The following is a 17,876-nucleotide window of genomic DNA, read 5'->3' as shown; positions in this document are numbered from 1 at the left end:
CGCGTTAAACTCTCAGCTTTATTGGAAAAGAAGGGAAAAACCGGCCCGCTGGCCTTTTTCCCCGACTGTGATAAACGGCCGCGCTGTGTCAGCACACAGTGCAGCCCAAAAGAAGAAAGACCGGAGTACCTTTTATGCGTACCGTTTACAGTGGCTTGGTTGATGAAAAGTTCATCGGCCAGACCGTTACCCTCTACGGGTGGGCTCACCGCCGCCGTGACCACGGCGGTGTGATCTTTATCGACCTGCGTGACCGCGAAGGTCTCGTGCAGGTTGTCTGCGATCCGGATCGTCCGGAAGTCTTTGCCACCGCCGACAAGGTCCGCAATGAATACTGCCTGAAGGTGGTCGGTCTTGTGCGTGCCCGTCCGGAAGGCACGAAAAACGATGCCCTGATTTCGGGCGGCGTGGAAGTGCTCTGCCACGACCTTGAAATTCTCAATCCCTCGCTGCCGCCTCCGTTCCAGCTCGACGACGACACTGTGAGCGAATCCGCGCGTCTTACCTACCGCGTGCTCGATCTGCGCCGTCCGCAGATGCAGAAAAACCTGAAGCTGCGCTTTAAGGTGACGCAGGCCGTGCGCCACTTCTTGGATGACCACGGCTTTATCGACGTTGAAACGCCGGTTCTCACGAAGTCCACCCCCGAAGGCGCCCGCGACTACCTCGTTCCTTCCCGCGTTCAGGACGGTATGTTCTACGCGCTGCCGCAGTCTCCGCAGCTCTTTAAGCAGATGCTGATGATCGCGGGCTTTGACCGCTACTATCAGATCGTCAAGTGCTTCCGCGACGAAGACCTGCGTGCCGACCGCCAGCCCGAATTCACCCAGATCGATATTGAAACGTCGTTCCTGGAAGAAATCGAAATCCGCGAGATGATGGAAAACCTCATCCGCTCGGTCTTTAAGAAGTGCCTCGATGTGGATCTCGTCGCTCCCGAAGCGCGCTTCCCCATCATGCCCTACGACGAAGCCATGGCGCGCTTCGGGTCCGATAAGCCCGATCTGCGCGTGAAGCTCGAACTCGTTGAAGTGACCGACATCGTCGCCAACAGCGAATTCAAGGTCTTCTCCTCGGTGAAGAACCTGCATAACGGCAAGGTTGTGGCCCTTAAGGTCCCCAACGCCTGCACGATGCCGCGCTCTGAAATCGACGGCTACACGGAATTTGTGAAGATCTACGGCGCCAAGGGGCTTGCCTACATTAAGGTGAACGACCGCGACGGCGGCCGCGAAGGCCTGCAGAGCCCGATCGTCAAAAACCTCTCCGACGAAATCCTTGAAAAGCTCCTCGAAGTCACGGGCGCCAAGACCGGCGACATCATCTTCTTCGGTGCGGATAAGGCGAAGATCGTCTACGACAGCTTGGGTGCCCTGCGTCTGAAGATCGGCCACAGCGAATTCGGCAAGAAGAACGGCCTCTTTGAAGCCGGCTGGAAGCCCCTGTGGATCGTTGACTTCCCGATGTTTGAGTACTCCGAAGAGGAAGGCCGCTGGATGAGCTGCCACCACCCCTTCACGATGCCGCACGACTGCGACGTCGACAAGCTCGAATCGGATCCGGAACACTGCCACGCCAAGGCCTACGATATGGTCTTAAACGGCTGGGAAATCGGCGGCGGCTCCGTCCGTATTCACGATGCCGGTGTGCAGAGTAAGGTGTTCTCGGCTCTGAAGATCGGTCCGGAAGAAGCCCGCCTGAAGTTCGGGTTCCTGCTGGATGCCCTGCAGTACGGTGCGCCTCCTCACGGCGGTATCGCCTTCGGGCTTGACCGTATCGTCACGATGATGACAGGTGCTCCGTCCATCCGCGACGTGATCGCCTTCCCGAAGACGCAGCGCGCTCAGTGCCTGCTCACCGGTGCTCCGAGCCCGGTTGATGAAAAGCAGCTGCGCGAACTGCACATCCGTCTGCGCAACGAACACAAGAACGACTAAGGTTCGCTGCAACTGACGTTAAGTGCCGGCAGCTTTTCAAAGTTGCCGGCGCAGTCAAACCCCGGTTTCACGGCCGGGGTTTTCTTTATCCCGACCAACATCATGTCCCGCTGCAATCTCTGTCCCCGGCGCTGTAATGCCGACCGCTCCAGTCCCGTTGAAATCAAGCGCAGTATCTGCCGCGGCACCGACACCGTGGAAATTGCGCTGGTGAGTCTGCACGCCTGGGAAGAGCCCGTGATCAGCGGCAAAACCGGTGCGGGCACCGTCTTTTTCTCGCACTGCAATCTCAAATGCTGCTTCTGCCAGAACCACGAGATCAGCGCCGAAGGCCGCGGCTGGCCCGTGACGGTTAAGCGTCTGACCGACATCTTTCTTGAGCAGCAGGAACGCGGCGCAACCTGCCTGGAACTCGTCACCCCGGGGCACTACACCGAAGAAATCATCACGGCGCTCACCAACGCCAAAGCCCGGGGCCTTACGATTCCCGTTGCGTATAACTCAAACGCTTATGAGCTCCCTGAGACCTTAAGGCGGCTCACGGGCCTTGTTGACATCTTTATGCCGGATCTCAAGTACTTTGACTCCCGGCTCGGGGAAAAGTATTCGGGGGTGCCGCACTACTTTGAGTATGCCTCAAAGGCGATTGAAACGATGTTTGAGATGGTCGGGCCCGTTGTGATCGGAAACGACGGCCTCATGAAAAAGGGGCTCATTATCCGGCACCTGGTATTGCCCAGTCACTGGCGGGACAGCTGCGCGTGCCTGACATGGATTCATGAGCACTTCGGCGACGATGTGACGGTTTCCGTGATGAACCAATACATGCCGATTTTTAAAGCGGGCCGGCATCCCGAAATCAACCGTAAGCTCACAACGCTTGAGTACCAAAAGGTGCTACGGCACGCAGAAAGCCTCGGCATGACCAAGGTCTACATGCAGGTAGGCGTCACCAGCGAAGCCAAATTCATTCCGCACTTTAACGGCGAGCACGTGGCCGCGGGCTCTTAAGAGGCGCCTGCCCGGTGCAACACTTCCTTTCGGATTGCCGGCGATTTTGACGCGTTTAATACGCGCTCTGCCGCTATACTGCCGTCATACAAGGAGACAAACGACCGAAACGGCAGGACACAAGAAGTATCATGGCTCTGACCACGACCAAGCAGCGCAAAGAGATCGGCGGGCGGTTGCGTACCGAGCGCGAGCGACTCAACTACACCGCGCAGCAGATCGCTCAGTTAATCGGCGTGACGCCGGAAATTTACGTCACGTATGAACTCGGGGAAGCCGACCCCGGGATTTTCTGCATGCCCAGACTCTCGGCCTGCGGCTTTGACGTGCAGTTTGTCATCACGGGCGAACGCATTAAGCCCGTGCAGGAAGAAAACGAGCTCTTACGGCGCTTTCGTGAGTTGTCTCTGAAAGGCAGAAGTTCCATCTTTATGACGCTTGACGCCTTAGAGCGCCTCGCTCCCAACATCCGTAAAACGCTTAGGGATAAGTGGAAAAGCGGAGATTGAGCTCCACTACGCATCCGCACGCGACAGACTGCCAAAGCGCTTCTCCCACCCGGCCGTTTCCGGGTACTTCCGGCAAAACGCCGCAGCAGCACGCGTTAATTTTGCCGTATCACACGGCCGCGAATCGAGACTTACCCCGGCAAACATGACCTTTTTGTTGTAGGAATCCCCCAGGGCGAGATCTGCGCCGAAAAGACAAGAAGCATGCGCGTGCCGTCTTTATTAAGGTCCCAGAAGGCCTGCAGCCGGCCCCTGAGGTTCACCACCAACCCGTCAAGTTTTTCGCACTCATCGATGATGAGCACACACGGCTTTTCGTGGGGGCAGTGGGCGGCAAAACGCAGCACTTCCGCCACGCGGCCGACCAAAGCGGGAGTCGGCAGGTTGTAGGCCCGGCACACAGCTTCAAGCCACTCGCGGGCCATGCCGGCCTGTGACGGCGAGCATCTGCGATGTCGCCCGGCGCGCTGCGGGTCTCAAGCCACCCGCGCAGGCTCAGCAACTCCTCTTCGCGCCCGAAAAACGCCATCAGGTATTGCCTTTGATGTACTTTGTATTTAAAAAGTATGACTTTTTAGGCACCGTCATCTTGGGCTACTGACTTGCGCGCCTTCCCGGCCGCCTTCACGGCGGGCTTATCCTGCTCCCCGGCCTCCTGCCTCTCAGGAGCCGCATCAGCTTCAGACATGCCGGCAGCAGCCCGGGCGCCGTCAGCTGCGGTCTTCACAATCGCCTGCATGGCCGCCAGGATCTCCTTCACCTTTTCAAAACCCGCATCAATGCGGTCGGTGACAAGTTTCAAAATCGCGCGCACATCCTGGGGACTCACCGCGTAGGCCGTTAGAAAAGCGATGAGGCACACGGCAACAAGACCGGCCACGACCGCCACGGCAAAACTTAAAACGGCACCGGCGGTGAGCGCCGCCACCGCGAGCACAATGATTTTGATAAGGCGCGTGCCCCAGTTTCCTTCGCTCATGTTGTCCTCATAACCCGAAATTTTTCGTAAACAACACCCCGTCTGAAGACGGGGGCTTTATTGTAACCGCATCACACGGCCCAACATAAGGCTGGTTTACATCAGCCCCTGTGCTGACAGCTGTCGGCACAGACCCTGCAGGTTGCGGCTCGCATTCAAGTCGCTGTGCGCAAGGTGACCACATTGGCTGCATCGGAACCCGTGCTTATGGCGTTTGCCCGGTGCCCCGCACTGTGAGCATGTCTGGCTTGTATAGCGCGGATCCAGGAAAACACACCGGATTCCAGCGGCTGCCGCTTTGTAAACAATCATCTCCTGCAACTCACGGAAAGACCAGCGGTGCAGTCGGCTTCTGATGCGTTTCCCGGCCTTGATGTGATCCCGGATATGCGTCAGGTCTTCCAGGGCGATTAACTTGATACCCCGCTTTGCGGCTTCCTGCACAATCTCTTTGCTTACAACGTTATTGACATGCGTCACATGGCGTCTTTCTCGGCCTGAGGCTTTTTTCAGGTGCTGTCTGGCACTCTGAGAGCCGTTGCGCTGAAGACGCTTTCTCTGACTCATATATCGGTCTCTTTTATCCTTTAATGCTCCTGCTTTCCAAATACGGCCCGTGCTGACGGCCGCAATATTGTTCTCGCCGACATCAATACCCATGATCTCGTCGGCTTTCAGATTCTTTAAATGCTCTTCGCCCGAACNGCTGAATCTCCAAAGAAAGAATCTCATACTTTCTTTCAGCGCATATGCTTTCAAGCAACTCACGCAGAGACTGCGCAACACCACCCCTGAGAACGGATTTCCTGTACCGGGGGCACCATACCATATGGTAAGCTGTCTGATAGACGCAGTTTCTGCTGTGAACGATGTTTAGCATAGTGCGTATGGTACCAATTTTTTAAAATAAAAACAGCCGCGATTCCTCCTGCGGCTCAAGCCGCAGGTTTCCTCGCGGAAATTCTATGAAGAAATTGTCCCGCATTTTTCCGCAAAACAAAAGGCTCCGCGGAGGAAACCGAAAAACCGGTTCCGCCGGCGGAGCCTTATCAGGCGCGCTCTCTCAGAGTGCCTTGCGGCGCTGCAGTGAGTGCGAGAGGATAAAGGCCACAAAGACCCAGCCCAGTGCCGCGTGCAGGCCCTTATAGAGGTAGGCTGTGCCGACCGTAGCCGCACAGAGCCCGAGCATCAGGCGGTTCTGCACAACACGCGGGGCATTGCTTGTCCCTTTATGTTTGGGCGCAATGACGGCCGCGAGGCCGTCAAGGGCACCGGCGGCCGCCGAGCGCGCCGTATCCACCAGGCCGCAGGAGGTCTCTTCCTTCACGTCGTCAACTTCCGGGATAAAGGCCTGCCAGAAGGCGAGGTACCCCATGAGGTCATCGGTTGTAAGGCGCTTGGCGTCCCAGGTGAGAACGAGGCTTCCGACACGGGGGTTGATCGTGCAGCCCGTGATGCCTTCAGCGGCCGTCACAGTCTCAACCACCGTTGCAACCGTCTCGCCATCGAGCCCCTTTAAACCGGGATGACGCAGTCTCAGACGCCCCGGCACAAAGGAGCGGATGTATTGTTTGTAGTCTTCATTCATGGTGTTTTCTCCTTTGCCGGTCAGTCATCATCAGCTGCCACAAGGCGCTCGGCGGCGGCTTCGCCGCTCGTCTTTTTGGTGTTTGCCGGAGCGCTCAGAATGGCAATAAGTTCCCGCATCAGCGAGCCCGGATCCTCGGGTTCACCGATTGCCGGACGCATGGCGTTAAGGCACACGCCGATCGTGGTGAGGTTATGCAGTACGGCGCTTACGGCAGGCATCAGGAAGCCAAAGAGGCCGCCCGCCATAAAGCCGGTGTTAAGGCCCACCGAGACCGTGAAGTTTGTCTTGATGCGCTTCATGGTGGCGCGCGCAAGATCCACGGCAAACGGAAGGTCAGAAAGCGAATTGCGCGTCAATACAACGTCGGCCACTTCCTGCGCGATGTCGCTTCCTTCTTTAAGCGTCACACCCACGTCGGCGCTTGATAAGGCCGGGCTGTCGTTCACACCGTCTCCCAACATCAGCACGCGGCAGCCTTCGGCTTTAAGTTCCGCAACGTGTTTGGCTTTATCGGTCGGCAGCACCTGCGCACGGTACTCGGTGATTCCGAGCTGCGCGCAGACGTTTTTGGCGGTACGTTCATCATCGCCCGTGAGCATCACGATGCGTTTGACGCCGCGCGCTCTCAAAGCGGTGATGACGTCCTTGGCTTCCGGGCGGAGCGGATCAACGATTCCGAGAATCCCGATGAGTTTGCCGCCCTTTGCCATATAAAGAACGGACTTGCCTTCAGCGGCAAGGCGCTCGACGTGCTTAAGCCCCGGCGTCACGTCCACCCCTTCGTCTTCTTCGATGAAGTGGCGCGAGCCGATAACGACCTTTTCACCGTCAACCGACGAACAGATGCCGTGCGCCACAATGTAGCGCACTTCGCTGTCGTGCTCTTCCTTAAAGTGGTCCGCGCCGGCTTCTTCCGCAGCACGCACAACGGCGCGCGACACCGGATGCGGGAAGTGCTCTTCCAGGCAGGCGGCAAGCCCCAAAATTTCTTTCTGCGACTTCTTCGCGTCAAGGCTCACGACGTCAGAAAGTTTCGGAGAAGCCTGCGTAAGGCTTCCGGTCTTGTCAAACACAACCGTATCGATTTCGCTCAAAGCCTCAATGTAGCGGCCGCCCTTGATGAGCACGCCGTTTTTGGTGCCGGTCTTCATGGCGGTGAGAATTGCCAGGGGTGTGGCAAGTTTCAGCGCACAGGAGTAGTCGACCATCAGGACTGAGGCCATCCGCGTGAGGTTACGGGTAAAGAGGTACACAAGGCCCGCGAGGGCAAAGTTAAAGGGGACGACCGCGTCGGCTAAATGCTCGGCCTTCCCCTGAATGCCGGCTTTACTCTTTTCGCTCGTTTCAATGAAACGCACGATCTCATTAAGACGCGTCTCACCGCCTTTTTTCGTGAGGACAATATCGATTTCACCGTCTTCAACAACGGTTCCGGCAAAGACCGTGCCGCCCGCTTCGCGGTGCACCGGCAGGGGTTCGCCGGTCATCGTGGCCTGATTCACCTCGGCGTTACCCGCAACCACCTTACCGTCCACAGGGATCTTTGCGCCCGTGCGCACAACGATGCGGTCCTTTGCGGTCACATCCTCTAAGGGCATGGCAACCACTTCGCTACCGCGCCGCACCCAGACCTGATCGACCTTCAATGCCAACTGGTCCGCGAGGCTTGCCAGAGACTTTTTGCGCGTATAGCGCTCGAGCATCTCGCCCATACCCAAAAGCAGTATCACAAGGCCCGCGGTCTTAAAGTCTCGCAGCAGAAGCGACACGGCAATGGCGGCGGCGTCAAGCACTTCGACGTTAAGCTTCCCGCGAAGGAGGTTTCCCACCCCGCGGAAGAAATAGGGAATTGCGCCCAGGAAAACGTTCGCGATATTGACAAGCATCGGCAGCACCGGCCGCAGCACAAGCCAGCGCGCCACAGGGGACAAATCAAGGTCTGCGGCGTCTTCACCGAGCTTACCCCGGAAAGGAGCCGCCGCGGTCTTCAGCACCGGCATTTCGGTGACCGCACGGCTCATGAGGTGTGAAAATCCCTTTAAGAGGGGATTGTCTTCGGCGGCTTCCACCCGCTCGGCAATCGTCTCACGCACGGCGACAACACTCGCCTTACGGCTCATGCGGTGCGCGAGGCTGCGTTTGGCCGGCGGATTCGTCTCAAGGTCAGCAAGGTAATTTGTGATCCGCGTGCGGGCCTCGGCTGTGGCAAAGGTCACGAGAACCGAGCCCGTCAGGGGATTAACCTTTACACCCGTAATACCGTCAATGGCACCCACCTCATCAAAAATAAGGCGCGCCGTGGCATTACTCATCACGCTGTCGGTTCTGAAGCGCATGCGGTTGCCGACAGAGTGCACGAGATAAAACTTCATTGGAAATCCACCAAAAACAGACGAAACAAAACGACAAAGGAGCGGCTCGCCTCACCGCTCCCTTCTGACGCAAAGCGCCCGCAGCCGACCTTGTCAATCGGCCGGGCGCATCAAAACTGCCCGAAAAAATTAAGCGGCAACCGCAGCCGTCTTACGGGCGCGGGGCTTGCGGGTGGTCTTGGCCTTCACGGCAGCCTTGGGAGCGGCATCGGCCACTTCCTTGGCTTCGCGGCGTTCCTGCGACTTCACCTGCGCTTCGGCAACGACGTCGGCGAGGTCTTCCTTGACGCCCTCGACGGAGGCAAGAAGCTTATCCTTCAAATCAATGCCGCCGCTTAAAAGTTCGGACGCCAGGGGCTTAACCTTCAGATCACCCTTGGTGAGCACCACGGCGCCCAAGGCACCGAGCGCCACACCGCCCAGGAAAAAAAGACCGCATTTCGTTGTCTGAGTCAGCATTTTTAATATCCTTCATGCATTTAGAAACGGCTGCCGCCAAAGGAGCGCAACCGAAAAAGCTCATGCCGAAACAGACCGCCCGGCCGAAACGGCCGGCAGCCGCAAGGCTCAAATCAGGTTTCTGTATGAGCAGATGAACCGTACGGCACCGGGCGCAACCGCTCAGAACCGCACACCACGAAAAAGCTCCGAACGCGGAAAATAGCCCGCAGACACGGCGCTTTTTTGAGGTATCCACATTATACAAAGGCATCACAGCGCTGTATCGCAAAATTCTCAAAAAAGCCCGCCCCTGTTGTACAAATACACAACCGGCACGACAAACTGCTCAAAGCCTTTCTTTTTGAGGGCTTTTTTACTTCCTTTGTGGCAAACTGAGGACACTCATCGGAGAGCCGCTTTTTTCAGAATCATGTCCCGCCTTACCCGGATACTTTTGTGCGTCGTTTTACTTGTTGTCATTGCCGTTGCGGCCATGGCAGCGTACCTGTACGCGAGTCTGTCGGCTGAGGCGGTCAAAGAGCGGCTGACGGCTTACGCAGCCGACAACCTCGCATCCGACCTCCATCTGACAGGCGAGATCACCGTCAAGCGCTTTCCGGCGCTCGAAGTGACGCTGCCCGCGGCGCGTCTTGCCAGCAAAACGGACGGGCACGAAACGGCGCGATTTGATTCGGCCAGTTTTTCCGCTTCGCTCTGGTCTTTGGCTTTAGGTGCCGTGCGTGTGTCGGACGCGGAAATCGCGGGACTCAAAACCACCGTCACCGCCCGCGAACCGTCGCTTACCGCCTTTTTTGAAGCCGCTTCTCAAGGGACCTTCCCCGAAGACGTCAAGGTCGGGAAACTTCACCTCACAAACGGTTCGATCCGCTTTACCGCCGCAGATAACGAAACGTTGCGCCACTGGGATGCCGCCGATCTTGATCTCACGCTTGAGACGCTTTCTCCGGAACTCTCCGCCGTTCCCTTTACCGTGAACGGCCGCATCACGGCTTCTGCTGAAAGTCCCGTGAAGGCCGAAGTTCCGGCACAGGAATCCTCCCCCGCAGCGCACGCCGAAACAGCCCCTCAGACGCCGGCAGCCGAGACAAATTCCGCGGACAATGTGCCTCAAGAAAAGGAAGTGCCGGCTGCTGAAGTTCTTCAGACACCGGCCGAACCCGCGCCCGTGACGGCGGCGCCTCAGACGCCGGCTGAAACGCCGGCTCCGGAAGAAACGCCGCAGAGCGCGCCGCAAGAAACCCCGGCGCCTGCCGCTGCGCCTGAAGCCCCTGCGTCTGACGCGCCGGCCGCCGACACGCCGCAGAAACCCGCGGCACCCGCTGAGTCAACCCCTATTCCTGCGCTTCCCGACGCGCCCGCAACGCCTGCGGCCTACAAGGAAGTCTCGGCCTGGCTGCGCTTTGTTTGGCCTGCGCATGCGGCAGAACCCGCCGTCACGTCGGCCGGGGAACAGCGCCTTGCGCTTGCGCGCCTCACGGCAGAGGCCTTAACCGGCATCACAGGCAGTTTCAGTGCTTCAGGCAAGGTCAATCTCTCGGTTGCCGATCAGACGCTTAGTTTTGATGCCTTTAAGTTTTCCGCGGATCTCACACAGGAAAACAAAACCTGGGGCGTTTCCGCCGCTGCCGACAAACTGCGCTTTACGCCCGAAGAAACAAGCGGCGTGAACGTGAGCGCGGCGCTTTCGCGCCCTGAGGACGAAACCGGCGACATTCACGTGGGCGCCGTGGAATTTAAGCTTGCCGCAGCGCGCCTTGTAAGCCCCGAGATGCGCGCTTCCTACACCGAAGCCGCCGGTGAAAAAATCACCGCCTACGAGGTGTCCTCTTCCGTTGACGCCGAGCTTCTCACGAAAAAAGCGCAGCTTGAAAACCTCACGGCCCGCATTACGGTCACAGGGGATGCGGCGCTTCCCGCGGACTTCTCCGCCCAGGTTTCAGGCTTCATGAACGTGGATATTCCGGCTGACAGCGCACAGGCCGGGCTCTCAGGCACCTTTGCAGGAGCCCCCTTCTCCTTTAACGGTACGGCAACGGGCATCACGCACCCGCGCTTTAAGGGTGAGCTGATGCTCGGCAACATTGAGCTTAAGGCCGTGCCGCGCTTTCAGTCACTGGCGTGGTTAAATCTCGCCGACTTTGACGGAGAACTGAGAATCGGACAGATTGCCGCAGGGGGTTTCACGGCGTCGCAGCTTCACAGCCGGCTTAACCTCACCGAAGGCGTCGTGCACCTCTCCCGCGTCATTGTGAATGCCGCCGACGGCCGGCTTCTCGGAGAGGCCAAACTCACAAGTGAAGCCGACTGGGTGATGGCCGGCAAACTTGACGGCCTGAACCTTGAAAAACTCTTTACAAGCGTGGGCGGCAAGCCCGTCTTAACCGGTATTGTGAACGGTACGTTTGAAGTGAAGGGCGTCGGGCTTGACACCGAGACTTATGAAGGAACCTCGCAGGTGCGCCTTCTGCGGGGGAGCTATAACGGCATAAGCGCCCGCTCCGTGAGGGATGTCGTTGCAGGACGCGTTAAAGAAGCTGCCGTGACGGCTCCGGACGCCAAGACCGCGATTGACGAGGCAGGATGCTCCCTTGCACTCAAAGACCACGTGATTGAAGCCTCCAACTTTGTGTCGCGCTCTGTTTTTGCCCGCACCAACGCCGACTTCAGCGTGGATATTGCCGCCGGCACCATCACGGGTAAGGCGCTCACGATGTTTGCACCGGGTAACGGGATTCCCGCGGTGCGCATCAATGCGGAGCTCTCCGGCAAAGCGGCTTCTCCCGTCTGGACCTTTGCCTGGGATGAGTCCCGCAAAAACCTCCTCAGAGCCCAGGGGCGCGGCACGGGCGCAAATCGCCATCCGCAAAACGGCTCTGAGCGCAGCATCTGGCAGAGCGTGAAGGATTTCTTTGCCTTCTGACGTTTTCTCAGGCCTTTTGGTTCTTCATCCGGAGTTGTGGCCAAGCATCAAAATCAAGCGCCGAGACCGCGTAAAGCGGAAGGTTTGCCATCCAGTCCTCATAAACCTCTGATGGTGCGGCGCGCCTCCGACCTTTTAAGTTGTTGGGTGGGCGCAACGGAACAAAACATCGCCCGTGCCTTTGAAGAAGCCCGCAAGGACGATGCCGTTCTTTTAATCGATGAAGCCGATTCGTTTCTGCAGGATAGGCGCGGCGCCGGGCACAGCTGGGAGCTAAACAACCCGCGCTTGAAAGCGCGGGGTTTCCTGACACGGTGCAGGCTTTCCCGTAACAGCCAAGGTTTTTGAGGCCTTGTCTGCCCGGGCGTCCCCTGCACCACAGGAACATTTAAAACGCAACCGCTCTACGGGTACGGGCTTCATCAGCTCGATCCGTCGGTTCCGGCGAAGGACTGCTTCGTCTTGCCGATTCGCTGGTTTGTACTGCACTATCGATCCGGCGTTCCCTGAGACTTGTTTGAGCCTCGCAAGCGCTGATTGCTCAGCCTTCAGATCGTAGCTGTCAGTGGCGGGATCCGCAAAATACAGGTTCATGGCGGCCGCGACATCGCGGTCCATGTACCAGCCCGTATCTCCCAACTGATGACTTCTCTCCCAAAGAGCTTTCTTCCGGTACGTTCCCGTTTCGGGATCGTGCTGACTCGGGCGCAGTTTCCGGGGACTGACTTCCACTACACAACAGCCGGCGCTTTCAGCCTTACTTGTCATCCGGGTTATCAATCCTGCAATACCGCTTTTGCCCAAACTCTTGCCGTATCCGGCTCTCTGAAATGCTTTGTATGAGTTCTTCTCCACAATGACGGTGCCGGCCCTGCCGAACACCTGGTTAATCACTTCGCCGTGCAGGCAACGGCGGGTTTCCGCCTGGCGGCGGTACAGATCCGCAAGTTTTGCCTTTGTTGCCTTATAGGTCTTGGATTCCTTCCAGACAATCTTTTTTCCGGCGGCTTTAACGGTGCCGTCCGCGTTGTAGCACTCCCGATTCGTGTCTCTGCGGGAGCGGTCCATGGCACGTAAAAGACGCGCAATCTCCTTTTCCTGAGAGACAGTGCCCGCGCTCACCAAAATCTTCTGCTGCCACTCGGGGCTGTAAAAAGTCATGGTCCTCGGGCCCGGGTCAACAGCCACCTTGAGATCCTTGGGAGCATAAACGTGCTTGACGGGCGGTACGCCTTCGACAATGAGCTGAACAAAGTAGCGCATACGGCCGCGGATCATCCGCCAGAGAAGACGGCAGTATTTGACACGCTTAAAACCGGACGGATCTGTTGCTGAAAGAAGAGCTTCTTTCTGCCAGGCATCCGGCGCTTCAGCCTTTATCACCAGATCCAGAACCTCGAGCGTCCACGTCTTGTCCTTCCAACGCAACCCTGTTTTGTTTGATTTTCCCTCAACGCTGTGCAAGCCCCGTTTAGCACTCTTAAACCGCGGCTGACCGCCCTGATGAAGCAGCCAGCGCTCAATGCCCTGCCAGACACGTGTGGCAATTTTCTGCGCTTCGTTGATGCCGATGCGCTTTGTAAAGCCGCCCTTGGCACGGTGCTCTTTCACGACATCATGCAGGGCATACTCGGAAAGGTGGGCGGACTTCTGAATTTCCTTAAATCGCTTGTTGCGGTCTTTGCCTTTGGGCATCGCGGCCGTCAGCTTCCATGCTTCAGTGCTTTTCATGGCGCGCACGCGTTTCTTTGCCGTTCCGAGAACAGCATTGAAGAGCTGGCGTGCATCGGAGAAGTAGGTCTCCAGTGCACTTTCCTGATCCTCTCCGATTTTCAGGCCCAGCTCGATGACAAAGGACGGTGTGCGCGATTTCATAGCGGCTGAATATACCTTAAGCGAAAACTATGTGCATGGTTTGGCTGCGTTTGGGCCAAGATTAAAAAAATTTCGAAAGCCCGCATTCCTCCCGGGGCTCAAGCCCCGGGCTTCCTGCGGGAAATTCTGTGACGGAAGCGACGCTTGCGAAAGTCGGAGCGCTCGATAACGTCACGCCCGGGGACTTCGCGGCCGTTGCCCGGCAGTCGAAATTTGCGGCTGCTGCAACGGCTGAAGACTTCCATGCGCGGCTTAAGGCTGACTGTGAGCTCAAGGCCGAAAAAGAAGCCCGTGGACACAAAATCTGGTTCTGAGAAAGGGGCTGATGCGGCATGCGTCACAATCTGCCGCATGCCCGTGTATTTTCAATGAACACCTTGTTTCTCTTGCTGAAAAAAACATGGACGATTCTTTTCTCGCTTTTTTGGCGCGCACCGACGCCGAAGACCCGCAGGTACCGGTTTCAGAAGCCGCCCTTTTAACGGCCGCTGAAGTCTTTGCCTGCGGCCTCACGGAGGACGCTGCCCGCACGGCAGCGCTCGCTGTCGCCCTACGCTTAAGACCCAAGGAGCGGATTGCCGCGTACCGGGCGGCGCTTGGCGCAGAAGTGACCGACGCTGCTCTGCGCCTTCCCGTGGGCTTAGCCGAAGCCACCTATGCCGCCGCGCGCATCGACACCATCATGCGCTGCAGCGAGTCGCTGTTTCTGACGCTCACCAAACGCGAGCAGCTTCTAACGGTCTGCGGCTACATTGCCTGCACGAAGATTCTTACCGCACCCTGGCGCAATACGGCGCGTCCTGCACTTGGCCTTGTGAGTTCGGCCACGCCCTTTCTCTGGCACATCACAAGCATTGCCGAACTCGCGCAGAAAAGCGGCTGCGAAAAGGCTGAAGACCTGCTTTGGCTTCTGAGGCTTGTAGCGGCGCCTAAAGACTGATTTCCAGCACTATGCAAAAAGAAAGCCCTGCCGCCGCAGACAAAACGATCTGCAAAAGCGCAGGGCTCTTTCGGTTTAAGAAAAAGCGTCCGGCTTAAAAGACAGGCACAAGGCTCCCCTTAAACTTCTCGTTAATAAACTGCCTCATCTCCGGCGAAGTGATGAGGTCCTTTAAAACCTTGAGTTCCGGACTGTTTTCGTCCCCGGCGCGGATTGCCACGATGTTGGCGTAGGGCGAGTCCTTGGCTTCAATCGCAATTGAATCCTTCACGGGATTTAAACCCGCACCCAGCGCGAAGTTGCAGTTGATGACGGCAAGCGCGACGTCGTCCAGAGACCGCGGCAGCTGCGCGGCCTCCACTTCCACGATCTTGAGTTTTTTCGGGTTCTCAACGATGTTGGCGGGCGTCACAAAGAGGTTCTTGGGGTTATCAAGCTTAATCAAGCCCTGCTGATGCAGAAGAATGAGCGCACGGCCGCCGTTGGTGGGATCGTTGGGAATGCTCACCGTGGCACCCTCGGCAATGTCAGAGGGCTTTTTCAGTGTCTTTGAGTAGATCGCAATCGGCGCAATAAAGACCGGCACGTAGCTCACAAGCTTCAGGTTATGCTGCTTCACGAAGTCATCAAGATAGGGCTTGTGCTGAAAGAAGTTGGCGTCCAGCGACTTATCTGAGAGCGCCATATTGGGCTGCACGTAGTCGGAAAATTCCACGACCTTGAGGTTCACGCCTTTTTCCGCGAACTTAGGCTTTAAGAAGTTCATCATATCGCCGCCCGGCACCGGGGAGACGCCGATCACGAGCGTTTTATCCGCTTTCGCCGCAGGCGCCGTTTCCGTCTTCTTGTCGCCGCAGCCCGCAAGGCCGAAGGCAAGCCCCGCCGCAACGCAGAGCGCGGCAAAAGGTTTGAGATTTTTAATCATTTCTCTGTTCTCGCAAGAAACGCCGGCCCACGGGAAGAGGCCGGTCGTACAGTAGGTCCGGAGAGTATATCGGCTGAAAGCGCAGCCGACAGCTCCCGGGCCGGCTGCGCACACGGTTTGTGCGGTATTACCGCAGTCACAGCCTGATGCGCCGCACGGAAAAAAGTGCCATGGCGGTTCCTGCCGCGCTCCAGCCGATCAGCACCAGCGTCAAAAGCCCGGCGCCTGCCGTAAAGTCCCCCTTCTCCGGCACGGTATTGATAAGGCGGAAGGCGTCGGCACAGTTTAGGCTCATCAGTGTTGTGAGCACCGTGCGGCTCATCGCCCCGTCGGACGCCACCGCCGCCGTCAAAAGGAGCACGTCGTAGAGAAAGACGAGGAAAAACCAGAGCATCACAAGGACGGCAAGGGCCTGGGCCTTCGTTTTCACGAGCAGACTCACCCAGCAGCCGAGCGCAATGTACGCGAGCCCATAGAGCCACCCCGTCACAAGAAGCTTCACGGACGCCACAAGCGTCTCAGACCAGGACCAGGTAACCGGCAGCACCCCGCGCGCAGCAATGACGGTTGCTACCGCAAAGGAAAAGGCCACGAAAAGCGCCGCCGCAAAGCCCGTGATTTTCCCGAGCACCCAGGTGGTGCGCGACAAGGGATAGGTGAGCATCAAAGCCAATGTGCCGTGCTCGGATTCGCTTGCAAAGGCTTCGCTTACTGTCATGACCGCCAAAAGCGGCAGCACGTAGACCGTCAGACTCACAAAGGAATTCATGACTGTCGTGAGGTCCCGGAATTCGAGGCTTCCGCCGATTGCGGCCGTGCCGAAAATCACGGCAAGCGCCAAAACGGCAAAAAGAAGCGCTCCGGAAAAAAGCCACCGGTTGCGGGCCGCCTCGAGAAATTCTTTCCCGACAATCACGCCGAAGGCGCGCACTTCGCTTTGAAAATCATGAAGCGCCATGCGTTGTCTCCGTACCGTTAAAGTATGCGTAAAGACTTCTTAAATCCGGATGCCGCACCTCAAAGTCCCAGATGCCGCAGGTTTGCGTGAGAAACGCGAGCACGGCCTGCACTTCGCCCGGAGCGACATCAATCGCCGTTCCCGTGAGGCGCCCGGCCGGCAGTCCCGCGCGCGCTTTCTGCGCTGCCGCAGGCGTCAATGTCACGCGCACCGGAAGGTTTGCCTTCGCGCGCAGCGCGTCAAGCGTCTCGGCCTGCGCGGCAATCCGCCCTTCCTTAATCATGAGAACGCAGTCAAGAAAATTTTCCGCAAGCGCGAGTTCATGCGTGCAGATGAGAACCGCGCAACCCTTTTCCTTCATCTGCACGAGTTCCGCGTACAGCGCTTCGGTGGTCTGGGGATCAAGTCCCGTCGTGGGTTCGTCTAAAAGCAGGAGCTCAGGTTCGGTGAGAAGTGCCTGCGCTAGGCCCAGCCTCTGTCTCTGCCCCTTGGAGCATTCCTTCGGTGTTCTGCGGGCAAATTCCGTGAGCCTCAGTTTTTCTCCGACCGCCGCAACACGCGCTGTGTCCACGCGCTTCAGGCGCCCGAAAAAGCGCAGGTGCTCGGCAACCGTCATCTGATCGTAAAAACTCACGTTTTCAGGCAAATACCCGATTTTTAGCGGCGCCTCTCCCGGCGCTCCCCCTAAAACCGTGAGCGTTCCTGCCGTGGGTTTTATGAGCCCGAGGATAAGCTTGATAAGCGTGGATTTCCCCGCGCCGTTTGTGCCCAAAAGCCCGGTGATGCGGCCGGCTTTCACGCGGAAAGTGATGTCCGTGAGAATGCGGCGCCCCGATCGCTCAAACGTAAGAGCATCGCCCGCAACACGGGCTTCTGCGGTGCCTGAAGCCGTCATCAGAGCGCCTCCAGCGTCACTTCTTCAAAGCGCACGATGCGCCCGCCCCAGGCTTGGATGAATTTCTCCGCCGCCGTTTTGTCGGCAAAAGCGGCGGGCTCCGCCCCCATCACGCCTTCAAAGCGCCCGTCCACCACAAAGAAAGCCTTGCGGGCATCAAGAAAACTCTCCGCGGTCACAGGGGCCTTGGGGTCGGTGTCCGCGCTCTGCACGAAAAAGCCTGTCAGGCGCCGCGCGTTCTCGGGCTGCAGGGCAAAGGTAAAGGCATCACGCCCGGAGCAAAACTTCACGGGCTCTGCCACGCCCTTTAAAAAGAGCTCGGCCTTGGGGCCCTCGTAGTTTGTGATCACCATACCGCAAAGCGCGCACCGGTCGTGCGCTCCAAGCGCAACAGGTTTAACCGGGACCTCACTTTTTTCCGAGCAACCGGTCAGCGTTAAAACCAGACCGGCAGCGCCTGCGGCGCAGAGCATGCGGCGGTAATGTCCGGTGGAATTCACGG

General features: G+C 58.0%; 19 protein-coding genes. 7 read left to right on the top strand and 12 right to left on the bottom strand.

Features of this window, described 5'->3' with window-relative positions; translation table 11 throughout:
• The first annotated feature begins 134 nt into the window (after nt 1-134).
• The 3 genes from aspS to BQ7486_RS07895 all read left to right on the top strand — a co-directional run bounded on the left by aspS (nt 135) and on the right by BQ7486_RS07895 (nt 3,457).
• On the top strand, nt 135-1,937 hold the full coding sequence (gene aspS / locus BQ7486_RS07905) for an aspartate--tRNA ligase (RefSeq protein WP_022372699.1): 1,803 nt from the start codon (nt 135-137) through the stop codon (nt 1,935-1,937).
• Between the two features lie 102 nt (nt 1,938-2,039).
• Entirely contained in the window at nt 2,040-2,948 is a 909-nt protein-coding gene (locus tag BQ7486_RS07900; RefSeq protein WP_074010089.1) for a radical SAM protein, read from the top strand.
• A 131-nt stretch (nt 2,949-3,079) separates the two neighbouring features.
• Nucleotides 3,080-3,457: a helix-turn-helix domain-containing protein gene (locus BQ7486_RS07895; RefSeq protein WP_022372701.1), complete on the top strand. Its 378-nt coding sequence runs from the start codon at nt 3,080-3,082 to the stop codon at nt 3,455-3,457.
• Between the two features lie 131 nt (nt 3,458-3,588).
• Here the strand turns inward: BQ7486_RS07895 and BQ7486_RS07890 are convergent, their stop codons facing one another.
• From BQ7486_RS07890 to BQ7486_RS07860, 7 genes are all read right to left on the bottom strand, one after another.
• A complete protein-coding gene (locus BQ7486_RS07890; RefSeq protein WP_074009641.1) occupies nt 3,589-3,882 on the bottom strand; it encodes an ATP-binding protein in 294 nt (97 codons plus the stop codon).
• A gap of 149 nt (nt 3,883-4,031) precedes the next feature.
• Entirely contained in the window at nt 4,032-4,436 is a 405-nt protein-coding gene (locus BQ7486_RS07885; protein ID WP_074009640.1) for a hypothetical protein, read from the bottom strand.
• Nucleotides 4,437-4,532: 96 nt separating this feature from the next.
• Complete coding sequence (locus BQ7486_RS07880) at nt 4,533-5,168, bottom strand: RNA-guided endonuclease InsQ/TnpB family protein (protein WP_074009639.1); 636 nt, start codon at nt 5,166-5,168, stop codon at nt 4,533-4,535.
• Nucleotides 5,086-5,265 (bottom strand): transposase, encoded by a 180-nt coding sequence (locus tag BQ7486_RS07875; RefSeq protein ID WP_235836800.1) that lies wholly within the window; start codon nt 5,263-5,265, stop codon nt 5,086-5,088. Before BQ7486_RS07875 ends, BQ7486_RS07880 begins: the two co-directional genes overlap by 83 nt.
• Before the next feature lie 234 nt (nt 5,266-5,499).
• Nucleotides 5,500-6,024, bottom strand: a complete 525-nt coding sequence (locus tag BQ7486_RS07870; protein ID WP_022372703.1) for an HMA2 domain-containing protein — start codon at nt 6,022-6,024, stop codon at nt 5,500-5,502.
• Between the two features lie 20 nt (nt 6,025-6,044).
• Nucleotides 6,045-8,399, bottom strand: coding sequence for a heavy metal translocating P-type ATPase (locus tag BQ7486_RS07865; RefSeq protein WP_074009637.1), 2,355 nt, complete (start codon nt 8,397-8,399; stop codon nt 6,045-6,047).
• Between the two features lie 129 nt (nt 8,400-8,528).
• Complete coding sequence (locus tag BQ7486_RS07860; protein ID WP_074009636.1) at nt 8,529-8,858, bottom strand: DUF6110 family protein; 330 nt, start codon at nt 8,856-8,858, stop codon at nt 8,529-8,531.
• Between the two features lie 412 nt (nt 8,859-9,270).
• On the opposite strand from BQ7486_RS07860, the gene BQ7486_RS07855 reads away from it, so the two are divergent.
• Nucleotides 9,271-11,781, top strand: a complete 2,511-nt coding sequence (locus tag BQ7486_RS07855; protein ID WP_143183118.1) for an AsmA family protein — start codon at nt 9,271-9,273, stop codon at nt 11,779-11,781.
• Nucleotides 11,782-11,892: 111 nt separating this feature from the next.
• Nucleotides 11,893-12,129 carry an AAA family ATPase gene (locus tag BQ7486_RS07850; RefSeq protein ID WP_084765825.1) on the top strand — a complete coding sequence of 79 codons (237 nt, stop codon included), beginning with the start codon at nt 11,893-11,895 and terminating at the stop codon, nt 12,127-12,129.
• On the opposite strand, the gene BQ7486_RS07845 is transcribed toward BQ7486_RS07850, so the two are convergent.
• Complete coding sequence (locus BQ7486_RS07845; protein WP_074009634.1) at nt 12,055-13,656, bottom strand: zinc ribbon domain-containing protein; 1,602 nt, start codon at nt 13,654-13,656, stop codon at nt 12,055-12,057. The two genes, BQ7486_RS07850 and BQ7486_RS07845, sit on opposite strands and share 75 nt — an antisense overlap.
• 128 nt (nt 13,657-13,784) lie before the next feature.
• On the opposite strand from BQ7486_RS07845, the gene BQ7486_RS07840 reads away from it, so the two are divergent.
• Both BQ7486_RS07840 and BQ7486_RS07835 read left to right on the top strand, forming a co-directional pair.
• Nucleotides 13,785-13,970 (top strand): hypothetical protein, encoded by a 186-nt coding sequence (locus tag BQ7486_RS07840; RefSeq protein ID WP_074009633.1) that lies wholly within the window; start codon nt 13,785-13,787, stop codon nt 13,968-13,970.
• Nucleotides 13,971-14,056: 86 nt separating this feature from the next.
• Nucleotides 14,057-14,596, top strand: coding sequence for a hypothetical protein (locus BQ7486_RS07835; RefSeq protein WP_074009632.1), 540 nt, complete (start codon nt 14,057-14,059; stop codon nt 14,594-14,596).
• Between the two features lie 94 nt (nt 14,597-14,690).
• Here the strand turns inward: BQ7486_RS07835 and BQ7486_RS07830 are convergent, their stop codons facing one another.
• The 4 genes from BQ7486_RS07830 to BQ7486_RS07815 all read right to left on the bottom strand — a co-directional run bounded on the left by BQ7486_RS07830 (nt 14,691) and on the right by BQ7486_RS07815 (nt 17,874).
• Entirely contained in the window at nt 14,691-15,521 is an 831-nt protein-coding gene (locus BQ7486_RS07830; protein ID WP_204207011.1) for a MetQ/NlpA family ABC transporter substrate-binding protein, read from the bottom strand.
• Nucleotides 15,522-15,657: 136 nt separating this feature from the next.
• Entirely contained in the window at nt 15,658-16,479 is an 822-nt protein-coding gene (locus tag BQ7486_RS07825; RefSeq protein WP_074009631.1) for an ABC transporter permease, read from the bottom strand.
• The gene (locus BQ7486_RS07820; RefSeq protein ID WP_074009630.1) at nt 16,466-17,374 is read right to left on the bottom strand and encodes an ABC transporter ATP-binding protein; all 909 of its coding nucleotides are present in this window, start codon (nt 17,372-17,374) and stop codon (nt 16,466-16,468) included. Before BQ7486_RS07820 ends, BQ7486_RS07825 begins: the two co-directional genes overlap by 14 nt.
• Entirely contained in the window at nt 17,374-17,874 is a 501-nt protein-coding gene (locus tag BQ7486_RS07815) for a nitrous oxide reductase accessory protein NosL (RefSeq protein WP_235836771.1), read from the bottom strand. Before BQ7486_RS07815 ends, BQ7486_RS07820 begins: the two co-directional genes overlap by 1 nt.
• Nucleotides 17,875-17,876 lie beyond the last annotated feature (2 nt).

It is taken from the genome of Duodenibacillus massiliensis (genome assembly GCF_900128485.1).
In the GTDB taxonomy this organism is placed as follows: Bacteria; Pseudomonadota; Gammaproteobacteria; order Burkholderiales; family Burkholderiaceae_F; genus Duodenibacillus; species Duodenibacillus massiliensis.
Note: the sequence above shows the minus strand (reverse complement) of the source record. Positions and strands in the feature narration are given on the sequence as shown.